The sequence below is a fragment of the Enterocloster sp. genome (genome assembly GCF_057861365.1).
Map to the genome: position 1 here is coordinate 36,659 of NZ_DBMACH010000016.1, position 15,182 is coordinate 51,840.

Sequence of the window (15,182 nt, forward strand, 5' to 3'; positions counted from 1 at the left end):
GACAAGGAGGAACATGATATGAATGACAAATCTTTACGCCCCTTTGGAGTAAAGGATCAGATCGGTTATGTCTTCGGGGATATGGCCGGAAGCTTTGTAAACTTGTTCGTAGATGCCTATTTTCTTACATTCTGTACCTATGTTCTGGGAATTTCGCCAGGATGGATGGCGGGACTGTTTTTAGCCGCCCGACTCTGGGACGCCATCAACGACCCGATCATGGGTTCTTTCCCAGACCGCTGGAGACTTGGCAAAAGCGGCGACAAGTTCAAACCATGGATAAAACTGTTTATGATTCCTCTGGCCCTTTCCGGTATTTTATGTTTTGCCAACGTTCCATTTGAAGGAATTGCCCTTCATGCATGGGTAGCGTTTGCTTATGTATTCTATGGAATGTCCTATACCGGAACCAGTATGCCCTTCGGCGCTATGGCAAGCGTTGTTTCTACGGATCCCATTGACCGTTCCAAGCTTTCCAGAGCCAGAAGTATCGGCGGTACGGTAGTCGGGATCGGCGCGCTTTCCGTTGTTCCGATTTTATGTTTTGACAAGGATTCCAATATTATTCCGGAGCGTTTTGGCCTGATCGCAGTAATATTCGGCATTCTGTGTGTTATTTCTTACCTTCTGTTATGTAACCTGACCATAGAGCGTGTCCGCCAGCCAAAACAGAAGGGGGAAAAATTCAACTATGGAAATGTATTAAAAGCAGCTGTCAAGAACCGTCCGTTAATCGGCGTTATGGTTGCAACCATCGGAAGCATGCTTTACATTACTGGAAGCGGACAGTTAAAAAGTTATATTTACAAAGAATTCTATCAGGATACCAGCTTGATGACCCTGGCAAGTATCGGAACCCTTCCGGTTATGATTATCTGCTTTATCCTGGTCCCTAAGATTGTGCAGAAATTTGGGAAGAGAAATGTAATCCTGGTTATGAGTACCTATAACCTGCTGCTTTCCACTTATATTTTACTGTTCCCGATTCAGAGCGCGCTGCTTTACACAATTTTAAACCTGTTAGCTACGATCGGACAGACCGCTTTTACCATTTTGATCTGGGCTCTGGTTACCGACTGTCTGGACTACAGCGAATGGAAAATGAATTTCCGCGCAGACGGAAGCATGTACAGCCTCTATACGTTCAGCCGTAAGATTGGTTCTACCATCGCTTCTACCGGCGCTGCATCCGCACTGGCTGCGATCGGCTACGTTTCCGGCGTAGGCGCTGTACAGAGCGCGGCAACGATCAATAACATTTACTACCTGGTAAATGCAGTTCCGGTTATTACCTGTATCTTAGAACTCATCGGAATCGGTCTGATCTTCAACCTGAATCAGAAAAAGACCGCTGAAATGTATGCAGCCCTGGCGGAACGCCGGAATTCCCAGAACTGATCAAGAACCATTTGTGCGTACCCGAAACCGGAGGAATAAAATCTATGAAAAAAATTGATCTGCATCTGCATTTAAGCTTTGATCCTGTTCCCAAAAGCGATACTCTTCTAGTAAGTACCTACAAAGAAATGCTGCCTCATTTAGAAGAACTGGGGATCGGAAAAGGCGTGCTCATGTCCAGCGGAGAACGGAATTTCTCCATGCCTATGGGGTCCAATGAAGAAAACTGCCGGATTGCTGCAGCGGATCCGGAGCATTATGCCTGGATGTGCAATCTGGATTATGACGGAGATCCCAAAACTGTTTATGACCGGCTGTCTGTCTGCAAAGAAAAAGGCGCTGTCGGCATCGGGGAACTGATGATAAACCGAAGGCTGGATGATCCCTTTTTAAACGCCGTATTTGAAGCGGCTGGAAAATTAAATCTTCCGGTTACTTTTCATATGAGTCCGGAAACTGGCTACAGCTACGGTGTTGTAGACGACCCTGGTCTTCCTCTTTTGGAAGCCTGCCTGAAACGCCACCCTCACACGCAATTTCTTGGTCACAGCCAGACTTTCTGGATTGAAATGAGCGCAGATGCACCTACGGACAAAGAAAGCCGGAATCAGTGGGGAAAAGGCCCCGTTATCCCAGGCGGACGGGTTCCGGAACTATTTAAAAAATATCCCAACCTATACGGAGACCTAAGCGCCAACAGCGCCGGATGCGCCATTATGCGGGATCCTGCCTTTGGCCTGGAATTCTTAGAAACTTATGCAGACCGGCTGTTCTTTGCCACAGATATGGTAAATACCGAAATGGTCTTTCCCCTGGGACAATGGCTGGACGAACAGGCAGCAAACGGCGCCTTAAGCCGCCGGGCCTATGAAAAAATCTGCTTTAAAAATGCCCAGGCAGTCTTTGGACTGTAAGAAAACCTGTTGTTAAATGAAAGGAGAAACATATGGAACTTCGCACACGGATTCTTCCACGTATGTTAAACAGTGAAGTAGAAGCGTATTTAAAAGAAAACGACATTATTATCGTCCCTGTAGGCACTGTTGAAATGCACGGTGGAATGCCTTTAGACAGTGAAACTGTAATCAGCGAGGCTTATGCCTTAAAAATGGCGGAAGCCTGCAACGGATTAGTTCTGACTGGACTGCCTTATTTCTATGCCGGCGCAACTGCTTCTGGCCGCGGCACGGTACAGGTGTCTATCCGTCAGGGTATCGATTATTTAAGCGCAATTGCCCACAGCCTGCTGCGTCAGGGCTTTAAACGCCAGATTTACATCAGCTTTCATGGCCCTGCCCATATGACCTGCAGTCCTATGGTAAGAGATTTCTTTGATGAAACCGGAGTCCCCATTCTTTACATGGATCTGACCATGCAGATGTTAAAGAACGCGAAAGATTTATTTAAAAGCATGGACAGCTTCCACGCCATTACTGTAGGCGCCTACCAGATTATGAACCGTCTGGAAGATGTGCCGCTGACCACCGGATATTACCATCAGAATCCTCAGACCTGCAAGCCTTTTGATGATATTTTCGGACTGGCTTATCAGAGCGCTGCCATCGGCTACTGCTTTGGAACTCCGGAAGACCACATGAGCACCACTGCCATTCCGGATAAGGAAACCCGCAAACGTCTTGCCGACGAAGGCCAGGAGTTGATCGAGACCCTGGTAAACCGTATGGATCTGCCTCACATTGCAGAGCAGATGCGTTCCCTGGAAACTTATAATCATGCTAACGAGGAAAAATATCCCTGGATGCCCAGTGCATTCCGGAAAAATTTCCGGAAATAAACCATAACGTTATGCCGCCTGCTGAAACTGGCTTCTGCTGTTTTGGCTGGCGGCATTTTCTGTGTCTGTCTATCCTGCGCAGCGGACAGGCCTGGATATTCTTGACTTTTTATCTGGCGTGATTTAAGATACTGAGAGCATAAAAAGAGAAGGAGAACACAGTATGAAATTTTACCTTGCTCCTATGGAAGGCGTGACGGGATATATATACAGAAATGCTTACCATGCCCATTTCCGTCCCATGGATAAATACTTTACCCCCTTTCTGGCACCCAAACACAATGGCGGGTTCAGCCATAGAGAGATAAATGATATTTTGCCGGAGCATAATGAGGGAATGGATATGGTGCCTCAGCTTCTGACTGGAAACAGTGAGGATTTTCTGCGGGCAGCGCGGGAATTGAAGGAATACGGCTATAAGGAAGTGAATTTAAATCTGGGCTGTCCCTCCGGTACGGTAGCTGCCAAGGGAAAGGGAGCAGGATTTTTAAGAGACCCTGAGGGACTGGAGCTGTTTTTAGAGCAGGTCTGCGAGGGGATGGAGCGTCTGGGGCTGGAGCTTTCGGTGAAAACAAGACTGGGAATCGAAGAACCGGAGGAATTTGACAGACTTCTTTCTATTTATAATCGGTTCCCCTTAAAAGAGCTGATCATCCATCCAAGGGTTTTGAAGGATTTTTATAAATATACGCCCAGAATGGAGGCGTTTAGAAATGCCTTTGCAAACAGTGCGGCTCCAGTGTGTTATAATGGCGATATTGTTGACCGGGAGTCCTATGAACGACTTACAGCCGCGTATCCTGCGCTGGATGCAGTAATGATCGGCAGAGGCCTTTTAGCAGATCCATTTCTCATCGAAACACTGTCGGGGCAGGCAGGCACAGAGAGAAGGAGAACGCAGATAGAACGTCTGAGTGCATTCCATCAGCAGATTTTGGAAGGATACTGCCAAACGATGTCAGGGGATAAGAATGTACTCTTTAAAATGAAGGAACTGTGGGCTCATTTGATCCATTTTGATCCGGAATGGGAGCCTTATATAAAGAAAATCCGCAAGGCACAGCGTCTGGGAGAGTATAAGATCATAACCGGTCAGATGTTCAGAGAAAGGAAAGCAGCACTTTAGGCTTTCCTATAAAATGGAGGGAGCCGGCAGAAAAAGGGGGGAATCTGCCGGCTTAGGTATGAAAAAGTGTCTTCCTGTATGGTAAAAGGTCTCATCAACCTTACAATCATAATATACAGGATAAATGTGGACAAAGTTTGATCAGAGGCTAAATAAATCATAAAATTATTAAAGGGAAAATGAAGAGAATCTTAAGCAATTTTGTGGTAGAATAGATATGTCAGCCAAAGGACATATAAAAGGAGTAAATACCATGTTTGATAATCTTACAAAAAGCGATATAGAAAAGATGCAGGAGGAAATCGAGTACCGTAAGCTGGTTGTCCGCAAGGAGGCCTTAGAGGCGGTAAAGGAAGCGAGAGCACACGGGGATCTGAGTGAAAATTTTGAATACAAAGCAGCAAAGCAGGATAAGAACCGCAATGAAAGCCGTATCCGTTATCTGGAAAAGATGATAAAGACGGCCAGGATCATTTCCGATGAATCAAAGGAGGACGAGGTAGGACTGGGAGACCGGGTGGAGCTGTACATCCCGGAGGATGATGAAACAGAAACCTACAAGCTGGTTACAACGGTTCGGGGAAATTCCCTAAAGGGACTGATCAGCATTGATTCTCCGCTGGGAAAGGCCATCCGCGGCCATAGAGTGGGGGAGCGGGTTTATATAAAGGTAAATTCGGACTTTGGATATGAGGCTGAGATACGGGCCATAGATAAGACGGCAGAGGCCGAGGAGGACACCCTCCGAAGTTTTTAATCTGCAGACGGCCGGATTTACAGAGGGGAAATGAGATATGAGCGAAGAGGCACAGTTAAAGATACATATGATGGGAAAAATTTCTGCAGAGTACAATGGGAAATCCCTTCCCGTAGGCACAGCCCTTTCAGGGCGTGTCCTGCAGTTGTTTTTGATCCTGCTGTATTATCACGACAGCGGCATCAGCCGGGAGGAACTCCTTGATATGATGTACGGGAGTGGGGAATATGCCAATCCGGCGGGGAGTCTCAGAGCGGTTGTATTCCGTCTCCGCCGTATTATGGAGGAATGTCTTCCTGCCGGAGAGCATATCCAGACGGAGGGAGGCGTTTACCGCTGGGTCAGCAAAAGCGTTAGCGTATATGTAGACGCCAGAGACTTTCAGGCAACAGCCGAGAAAGGACTGGAGAAAGAAAATGAGGAAGAACTCCTCCGTGCCTGCGGACTTTATCAGGGGGAATTTCTGGCACAGCTGGCCGGAGAAAAGTGGGTTACAATTGTAAGTGTCCGCTGCCAGGAACTTTATTTCCGCTGCCTGCGCAGCCTCAGCCGTCAGATGCAGGAAAACAGAGAGTACCAGTCCCTTTTGAATATTGTCAATAATGCCTGCCAGCTTTATCCCTATGAAGAATGTCAGATCATGAAAATGGATTGTCTGATCGCCATGAAGCGTTTCAGGGAGGCAATGCAGGTGTATAAATGGGTGGTGCGTCAGTATTTTGAAGAACAGGGACTTCCACCTTCAGAAAAGATGCTGGAACGTTTCCGCACTATGAGCAGCCAGATCCGTTATACGACAGATATGCTGAAGGATGTGCGGGAAAGCTTAAAGGAACGGGATGCAGTCAACGGTCCCTATTACTGCTCCTATCCCTCTTTTATTGACAGCTACCGTCTTTTAAACCGGCTTTCCGAGCGGATTTCTTTTGAAAAGGTGCTTATCTGTATATTTTTTGTAGATATAAGGGGAAAAGCGTTAGATGATGGAAATGATCTTCTAAAGGAAGCCTCCAGTCAGCTGAGAAAGGCTGTGGGAATCTCCTTGCGCAAGGGAGATCTGTTTACCTGCTACAGTCCAAGTCAGTATCTGATCCTGTTAAGCGGAGCAGATCAGGAGGAGTGTCAGAACATTTTTCAACGGATCGAGCAGAATCTGCGCTGTTGGGAAGACTGGCGCAGAATCCGCTTGAAATATGAAGTTTTGAGTCAGGTCTGAATTCAGGCATCTGCCTCTGTAAGTTTTGGGGCTGCTCCATAGCGGCCTTCCAGATACTGTTTTCCATAGGCCTCGTCATTTCTTGGGATGAGGCCGTTTTCCTTTTTATAGGAGGAGAGCGGGTAGAGGACGGCATCTTTTCCCTCAGGACGGCAGCACAGATAAATCTCGTCCCTGCGCATTACTCCGGGAGTGAGGATCGCCGTATTGTGGGCAGTGAAAACAAGCTGCGCATTGTGAGGATTTTTTTCACGGTTTTTATACAGAGATATGAGATAACGCAGCAGGTGGGGGTGAAGGGCCTGATCCAGATCATCAGCCAGCAAAAGCCCTCCGCAGTCTAGGCTTTTAAGAACCGGTGGAAGAAGGCAGAGGAGCTTTCTGATCCCCTCAGATTCTTCTTCATAGGACACCGCAAAGGTGGGATGGCCCGGACGGCCGTGGGTGAGAAAGAGGGAGGACTGAGAAAAGCCCGATTCTTTTCGGTAGGAATAGTCCAGTATATCAATATCCATATTTTGTAAAAGACGGCACAGCCGTCCTTTTTTTTCTTCTTTTTCCGGCAGCAGAGGGACGTTGTTCGTTCTGTTTGAACGGAAAAAGTCAGCCTGGGAGAACCATCCTGCGGCAGCCTGGATACAGGGAGCGCCAGAACGTCCTGACAAAATCGGAAGAAGGGGAGCGGCAGAGGGAACTCCTGTAAGAACCAGTCCGCCGGCGGCAGTTCCCAGATGGATATCGTTTCCTGTGCGGCTAAAGAGCACGCCTGCATCCTCCGTACCGGGTTTTCCGTAAAACATATGCTCCTCTTTAATGTCTCCCTTTAAAATCTGAAGCTGGTATCGGAAAAGGAAGCTTCCATTTCTGAAAAGCAGGTCAAAGGAAATTGGCTTTTTTGCTGCTTCCGGATCCAGACGGCAGCTGCTGCGGGAGCTGGAGAGAATGAGAGAGCAGTCCTTGTCCATAAATCGGCACAGTCCCCAAAGTGCTTCCAGGACAGAGGACTTCCCACAGCCATTTGGCCCATACAGAGCGATCACGGGGAGGAAGGTTTCCTGATCCCCCGGAGCGGTCAGAAGAGAGCGTTTGTGTTCATTGATGGGAGCAGGGAAAAAATCAAGAAGCGTTTCATTTTGAAAAATACGGTAATTTTGAAAAATAAACTGATTCAGCATAGCAGTAACCCTCCAAAAACATGAGAAAAAAACTCATAAAATACAGCTGATTTTATGTTAACACAGCAGAAAAACAAATGCAATAAATGAGAAAAAATCTCACAAAAATTCCGCCAGGGAGGGAATGAAACGAATGGGTTATTCCTATCTGCAGCGTTGAATATAAGATAAGATAGAGAAAATATAATGAGAAAAAATTCAATGGTAAAAAATAGAAATATAACGCCTGGTATAACGCGGTATCTGTTATGATAGGGTTAAGCAAATTTTAGAAGGAAAATGGAAATAAATTAATCTTTTTTTAATGAAACCTTAATTTGTAACCAGATTGTAACTCCTGTATGGTATGATTTGCTTATACGGACCGGGGAGGCCGTAAAAATCTTAAGAGAGAGGAGAAAAAGTATGGAAGGACAGAAAAGACCAAGGGTGTTTCTGCAGAAGCGCTATAACACCCAAAAGCGTTTCCTGGCGCTGATGCTGGCGTTCGCGATGATCTTTACCAGTGTGGGTACAGATCTGAACGTGGCCTATGCAGCAGAAGGAAACAGAGTCGACTTCGAGATCTACGGAGCAGATCTGGTGGAAGCCATCAATGATGCAGTAGAAACCCAAAGCCCGGTGACAGCGGATGATCTGAACTTTACCAATGGAGCCATTGAAAAGTTCGATGCCCTGTTCTTTGGCGAGGGCAAGGTCTACGAAGTATTTCCCCCGGTGGAAGGCGGAGATATGGACGCAGAAGTAAGAGTGTTCGTTCGTCTTCCTGAGGATGCCGATGATATGTATATGGTCACAGGCGATGAGGAAGTCATCTTCTTATACATAAATAACGGAGAAGACACCATTAGCTGTTCCACAAAGATCATCCGCACGGTAGATGGGGAAGAAAAGGTCAAGAGCACCAAGCGGATCACAGTCAAGAGCTATGAAGACAAATTTGGTGAAGAAGAGAGCAATATCATTTCAAAGCCGGAAGAAACATTGCCGGCTGTGCCTGAAACAAGTGCTCCGGAAAGTCAGCCGGAGGAAACCCCGGCCGAAACACTGAACCCGGCTGAGACAACAGCTCCTGAGGAGACCACCATCCCTGAGGAAACGGAAGCTCCCGATGCGACAGAAGAATCTTCCGAGACAGAAGAAACAACCGAAGCGCCGGAGAGCACAGAGGCTCAGGAAACAGAAACCTCCGAAGAAACAAAGGAAGAGGTTACAGAGGCTGAAACAGAAGCCACAGAGGCAGAGAAAGAGGAAACGGAGGCTGTTGAGGAGACTGAAGAGCCGGAGACAGAGACTGATGAGGAAAAATCTCAGGATGATTCCGCAGTAACCCTTTCCTCCATTTCCCGTCATCAGGTACCTGTGGTAGCTGTGAAGGAAGATGCAGAGCTGATCGAAACTGAGGCTGAAGAAACCGAGAAGGAAACTACAGCTGCTCCTGAAAAAGAGACAACGGCCGCTGAGGAAACCACTTCCAAAGAAACAACCGCAGCGCCGGAGGAAAGCACAGAAGCAACAGAGGAAACCTCCACAGAGGCTGAAAGTAGTGAAGAGGCTACAGAGTCTGAGGAAGCTACAACTGCTCCTGAAACTCAGGAGACAGAGGAAACTACAGAAGCTGAGACCGAAGTTCCTGCCGAGACGGAGACGACAGCGCCTGCTGAGACAGAGACTCAGGCACCCGTTCAGTCGGCAACTCCAGCTGAACCGGAAGAGGGAAGCAAGCCCGCTGCCACAGATACCGACCTGGTTGGTATGGGATGGTGCAGTACGGCGAAGGCGTATACGACAACTTTAAAGGCTTTAAAGGTATTTGAAAGTCAGATTGAGCTTACAGCAGATGTAGCCGGTGCTGAAAATGTTACGGTTACACTGAGCGCAATGCCTGGAGTAGTTCCGGAAGGAAGTTATGTTGAGGCAGAGGCGATTACAGATGAAGATCAGCTGAATTTGATGAAGAAGGAAGCTGATAAAAAGCTTATGAAGAAAAATTTGGCTGCAGTAGATATCTTTGCAGCTGATGTTATGCTTTATGACGCAGACGGCAATGAGATTTGGCCGGACGGAAATGTAAAGGTTACATTTGAGGGAACCGGAATAGACGGTGGTTCTTCGACTGTATACCATATAAATGAAGGTTCCACGTATGCTAAGATTGAAGCTGAGGAAACCTATTATTATGAAGTAAACTTCTATTACAACAATGGACAGGAAGATGTACTTATCTCTGGCGTTCAGTATGTAAAAGAAGGTGAAAGGGCAATCGTACCGGATGCTCCTGAACAGGAAGGAAAGAATTTTGTGGGATGGGAGCCGGAATTGGGCCCGATCACAGAAGACACAAACTTTTATGCTCAGTATGCAGAAAATGCTGAACAGATCCATTTGACAGTTAACTACCAGTATAAGGATGGTTCATCTGCAGCACAGCCGTGGGTTGCAGAGGTTCAGGCAGGTGTAAAATGTGATTATACCGTAGAATCACCGTCAATTGATGGATTTGAGCCAGATCAGAAAGAAGTCGTATTTAAGGATGCATATGATACAGACCAGACAGTAACAGTAACATATACGGGTGCTGAGGGCAGATATCAGATTGAGCATTGGTTATTAGATGTTCAGGGAAATAAAACCGGAGAGCCGGCAGAGACAGAGACAGCAGTTGGTGAGGTAGGAAACTATACTCAGGCTGTATCTAAGGAGTATGAGGGCTTTACTGCAAGAGAGATTTCTCAGGTGAAGATTGGCTCTGACGGCAATACGGTTGTAGAGGTTCTGTATGAGCGAAATAGCTATACTTTGACCTGGAATACCGGAGAGGGTGGAAGTTATATCGCACCGTCTGAAATCGTATATGGTGCAGCAGTTGAAACACCTGCAAAAGATCCGAGCAGATTAGGATATGATTTTGCAGGCTGGGAGAATCTGCCTGCAACAATGCCTGCGCAGGATACAGTAGTGACAGCCAAGTGGAATCCTGCTCAAAAAGCAGACTACAAGGTTATCTACTGGAAGGAAACTCTGACAAAGGGTGAGTATGCAGTAGGTGAGATTACCTATGGTAAAGGCGGATTCGTTGGAAACAATATCCCATATTCTACACAAAAGAACTATGAGGGCTTCAAGCTGAATGAGACTAAGTCGGAAGGGAATGTAGAAATCACACCTGATGGTATGGCGGTAAAGAATGTATATTATGACCGCGAGACGTATACCATTAAGTTTATGAGAAAAAAGAGCAGGAAATGGTATGAGGATACAAACCTAAGAATCACAGCCCGCTATGGCGAAGATGTTTCCAAACAGTGGGAGAAAGCCTGTGAAAAAGATGGATGGGGACCCAATAAGGATGAAAGTTGGGGTGAATCTATTATCCAATATACTTTAATAGCTAATATGCCTGCTGATCATCTGACAATGTATGAGAAAGATCCAACTGGTTCTGAAAAGATGATTTACTATTATGTAGAAGGCTTAGAGGGAAACAAAGAGGTATATGCTAGGTTTAAAGTAGGGAGAGGCGTTTCTTTGTCAGAGGAAGACAAGCAGCCTATTACTGGATTTACATTTAGCGAATGGAAGAAAGAAAGTAATTCATTGCCGTGGGAGAAACCGGCTGATCTTTGGCTTTATTATACCCGAAATTCCTACGAACTCTACTTTGAAAACTGCGAAATGGATCCAGCATCCATCAAATTTGAGGCTTTGCTGTCAACAGGAAAACCATTGCGTGAACCAGGACGTCCGGCAAATGTAGATGATGATTACGAATTTGCTGGCTGGTATCTTGATCCTGCATTTGAAAATCCGGTTGACTGGAATGCTGCTATGCCTGCAGACAACATAAGGATTTATGCTAAATGGCAGGCTCCTGAATACACAGTATCTTTTGAAACAAATGGTGGTAATTTTATTGACCCTATTACAGTGACGAAGGGAGATCAGATTGAACTTCCGCGGGATCCTGAAAAGGAAGGAGATACTTTCCTGGGATGGTATACAGATGCTGACTTCGTTAAGAAGTTTATCTCCGAGTCAAAGATTGTAGAAGATATTACACTTTATGCTAAGTGGGAAAGCTCTGAAACAGTTACTTATACGGTACGATATGTTACAGAAGTAAATGGAGAGCAGAAAGATATTTGGGATTCAAAGGAAGGAACTGCTAAGTTAGGTACGTCTGTGACGGAAGAGGCAGTTGCTGTTGAAGGCTATTATCCCAGATCCATGTTCCTGACCAGAAATATTTCAAAGCCAGGTATGGTTATTACCTTTGAATATGATCCGGTTCAGACATGGCAGTATACTGTAAAATATCTTTTAAAAGATGACAGTATACCTGTTGCAGATGAAGAAACATTTGAAACCAGTAATCATGCAGTAGCAGTTAATTTTAAACACATTGACGGATATACTTTGGTATCCGATCCTGTGGTGACTGTAACAAAGGATTCGGCGGAAGCGGTATTCTATTACACAACTCAGAAGGCTATTTATCATACACAGCATTGGCGTGAGGGATTGACCGGAGAGTTTGGACTTTATTCTATAGATACTGTTTCTGATGTGGCAGCAGGAAATACTGTACAGGCAATACCAGCGACTTATGAAGGATTCACATATGATTCCAATCATGCTGGAACAGTAGCAAGCGGAACAACCGATATCCAGAATATTTTAACTATGAAGCTGTACTATACAAGAAATCAGCATCAGGTTAAATATGAGATTACAGGAGATATTCCTTATGGAGTTGTGCCGCCGGTAGAGAGTACACATAAGTATAAGACTCAGATAGACGTTGAAGTTCCTTTGAATGTTCCGGGATATACATTTAGTGGATGGACAACGGAAGATGTTCAGGTGAATAATAATAAGTTTGTAATGCCTGATAAAGACGTTGTTCTTAAGGGAAGCTTGACCGAGAATGCAGCAGTACGGATTAGCTACAGACCAGATGATGCAGAGCACGGAAGCGTAACCTTAGAGGGAGAAGATGTAGCACCTGCAACTGGAAATCCTGCTGGCTCCACAGCAAGTGAGAAGGAAGGCTGGGCATTCAAGTACTGGACGAAGGGAGACCAGATCGTAAGCTGGGATAAGACCCTCAGCAAAGAAGTAATCGATGCAAACAGCAAGGTTGACGGCCTGTATATAACAACTGATTATGTAGCAGTATTTGGAGAGGACGAAAACAGGGACAAGATCCCGGATGAGTACCAGGTAAAGGTAACATATGAGGCAGTAAACGGAAGTGTAAGTATTGCTGAAACGTATGTAACCCTTTATAAAGACGGCCATTATGCAACAAAAGCAGAAGGCGGAGTCGGATACCTTACAGAAGATCAGATTGCAGAAGCAACTGCAAATGCTGGTTACAATCAGGCAAGCGAAAGCTGGAAGCCTGAGAAACCGGAAGCAGGAGTAACTAAGATTACAACAGCAACCAATTATGTAATCACCTTCACGGAGAATGAAGCAGTACGGATCAGCTACAGCCCGGATGATGCAGAACATGGAAGTGTAAGCCCTGAGGGAGAAGAGGTAAAACCTGCAACAGGAACACCTGTTGGCTCCACAGCAACAGCGAAAGACGGCTGGGCATTCAAGCACTGGACGAAGGACGGAGAGATCGTAAGCTGGGATAGAAACCTTAGCAAAGAAGTAATCGATGCAAACAGCAAGGATGCAAATGATCTTTATGTAGAATCCGGGTATGTGGCAGTTTTTGGCGAGGACAAGAATAAGGATAACATTCCGGATGATCTTCAGATTGTTTTTACTTATGTGGCAGATAATAATGGAACACTTGAAGGAATTACAAGCGAGTATCATAATAAGTACAAGGTAAAAGCAGATGGAACGCTTGAACTGGGTTCAGACGGTAATCCGATTCCGGTAGAAGGAATGATTAACCCAGAGGTTAACGTTACAATTACCCCATCCACTGGATATAAGTTTGACAGTTGGACAGATAGCAACAACAATACTTATAATACAACAGATGCGTTAAAAGCGGCACAGTATGCGGTGAAAGATGAAACCTTTACCGCTCACTTTACCAAAGATGAATTTGCATATAAAGTATACAAGCATTATGAAAAGGCTGAAACGGTAGTTGCTAAGGAAGGAACAGGAACATTCGAAGAGAATATCCTGAGTGTTTCAGGAATTGTTCTGGCTGACGCAGAGGATTACAATGGTCACCATTACATCCTGGAAAAAGTAGATGGAACAGGTTCAGTTATCACAGCAAATGTTGATTCAAACCGGGTTGACATTTACTATGTACTGGATGAAAAGGGTGGAACAGACCCGACTGATCCAACAAATCCGAATAGGCCGGATGGCGTGGCTGATAAGTATCAGACAGTATTTAAGTATGTAAGCGCTGGAAATGGAAGCGTTACCGGAACTACATATGAAGTGCATACTTTTAAAGAGAATGGGAAGTATACAGAAGCATCTAAGATGCCGGTATCTCCTAAGGCTGAGGTAAGTGTAACACCAGTAGATAAGTATGCATTTGACTACTGGACAATTGATGAAAGCCAGAAGGATTATTCTTCTGAAATGGTTGCTTTGAAGTCACAGAAGTACAATCAGGATACAACATTTGTAGTGCACTTTGATACGGACGGTAATGGAGATCGTATACCGGATAAGTATCAGGTAATCGTTAGCTATGAAGCTGTGAATGGTACGGTAACAATTACAGAACCTGTTTATGTAACTCTTTACAAAGATGGGCATTATGCGACACCGGAAGAGGGTGGAGCAGGTAAGCTCGAAGCAGATCAGATTGCTGATGCAAGTCCGTTAGATGGATTTGATCCGTCTACTGAGCAATGGAAAGCAAATGACAAAGTAGCTGAAAAGCCAACCACAGAAACACAGATTACCGAAAATACGAAATATGTAGTTACTTTTGGAAAGAACGGATATGTGTATGATGTGGTAAAGAGATATCTGGATGTTAATGGAAATCTGGTAGATGAAATAGTTACCAGTGCAACTGCACTTTATGGTGAGAACATTCTGGAAGTATCTGGTGTAACTGTATTGCAGGAAGAGGTTTTCAGAGACGAGTTCTACGAGTTAGTGAGCGTAGACGGAGCTGATCGTTTGATTACAAGTGATCTGGAAGCAAATCATGTAGAAATAGTCTACCAGCAAAAAGAATATGGCTATGACGTAGTGAAGAGATTCCTGAATGCGGCAGGAGAAGAGGTAGATGCTGTAACTAAGCTGGGAACTGCTTTATATGGTGATAATATTCTGGAAGTGTCAAAAGTAACAACAGAGCAGGAAGAACTTTACAAGGACAATCTTTATGAATTAGTAGAGATTAAGGGAGCTGATCTGCTGATCACTAATGATATCCAGGCCAACCATGTAGAAGTGATTTACCAGCAGAAGGAATACGGCTACGATGTAGTGAAGAGATTCCTGAATGCAGCAGGAGAAGAAGTAGACACAGTAACCAAGTTAGGAACCGCAGCATACGGAACCAACATACTGGAGGCATCTGATGTAACGGTGCTGCAGGAAGAGCTTCATGATGGAAACCTTTACGAGTTAGTGAAGGTGGAGGGAGCAGACCTTCTGATCAGCAATGATATCCAGGCCAACCATGTAGAAGTGATTTACCAGCAGAAGGAATACGGCTACGATGTAGTGAAGAGATTCCTGAATGCAGCAGGAGAAGAAGTAGA

General features: G+C 45.3%; 8 protein-coding genes. 7 read left to right on the plus strand and 1 reads right to left on the minus strand.

What is annotated here, in order from left to right; translation table 11 throughout:
• Nucleotides 1–18 precede the first annotated feature (18 nt).
• From ACZM6M_RS14400 to ACZM6M_RS14425, 6 genes are all read left to right on the plus strand, one after another.
• Nucleotides 19–1,398: an MFS transporter gene (locus ACZM6M_RS14400; RefSeq protein WP_066543761.1), complete on the plus strand. Its 1,380-nt coding sequence runs from the start codon at nt 19–21 to the stop codon at nt 1,396–1,398.
• Between the two features lie 44 nt (nt 1,399–1,442).
• The gene (locus ACZM6M_RS14405) at nt 1,443–2,312 is read left to right on the plus strand and encodes an amidohydrolase family protein (RefSeq protein WP_337433186.1); all 870 of its coding nucleotides are present in this window, start codon (nt 1,443–1,445) and stop codon (nt 2,310–2,312) included.
• A gap of 32 nt (nt 2,313–2,344) precedes the next feature.
• Nucleotides 2,345–3,193: a creatininase family protein gene (locus tag ACZM6M_RS14410; protein WP_296037190.1), complete on the plus strand. Its 849-nt coding sequence runs from the start codon at nt 2,345–2,347 to the stop codon at nt 3,191–3,193.
• A gap of 163 nt (nt 3,194–3,356) precedes the next feature.
• Complete coding sequence (locus ACZM6M_RS14415) at nt 3,357–4,319, plus strand: tRNA dihydrouridine synthase (protein ID WP_489490515.1); 963 nt, start codon at nt 3,357–3,359, stop codon at nt 4,317–4,319.
• A gap of 253 nt (nt 4,320–4,572) precedes the next feature.
• Nucleotides 4,573–5,076 (plus strand): GreA/GreB family elongation factor, encoded by a 504-nt coding sequence (locus ACZM6M_RS14420; RefSeq protein ID WP_296037183.1) that lies wholly within the window; start codon nt 4,573–4,575, stop codon nt 5,074–5,076.
• Between the two features lie 37 nt (nt 5,077–5,113).
• Nucleotides 5,114–6,292, plus strand: a complete 1,179-nt coding sequence (locus ACZM6M_RS14425) for an AfsR/SARP family transcriptional regulator (RefSeq protein WP_337433183.1) — start codon at nt 5,114–5,116, stop codon at nt 6,290–6,292.
• A 2-nt stretch (nt 6,293–6,294) separates the two neighbouring features.
• Here ACZM6M_RS14425 and ACZM6M_RS14430 read toward each other — a convergent pair whose 3' ends face one another.
• Entirely contained in the window at nt 6,295–7,467 is a 1,173-nt protein-coding gene (locus ACZM6M_RS14430; RefSeq protein WP_489490516.1) for an AAA family ATPase, read from the minus strand.
• 405 nt (nt 7,468–7,872) lie between these two features.
• Here ACZM6M_RS14430 and ACZM6M_RS14435 point away from each other — a divergent pair.
• Nucleotides 7,873–15,182 (plus strand): InlB B-repeat-containing protein (locus tag ACZM6M_RS14435; RefSeq protein ID WP_489490517.1); only part of this gene is annotated, 7,310 nt, incomplete at its 3' end.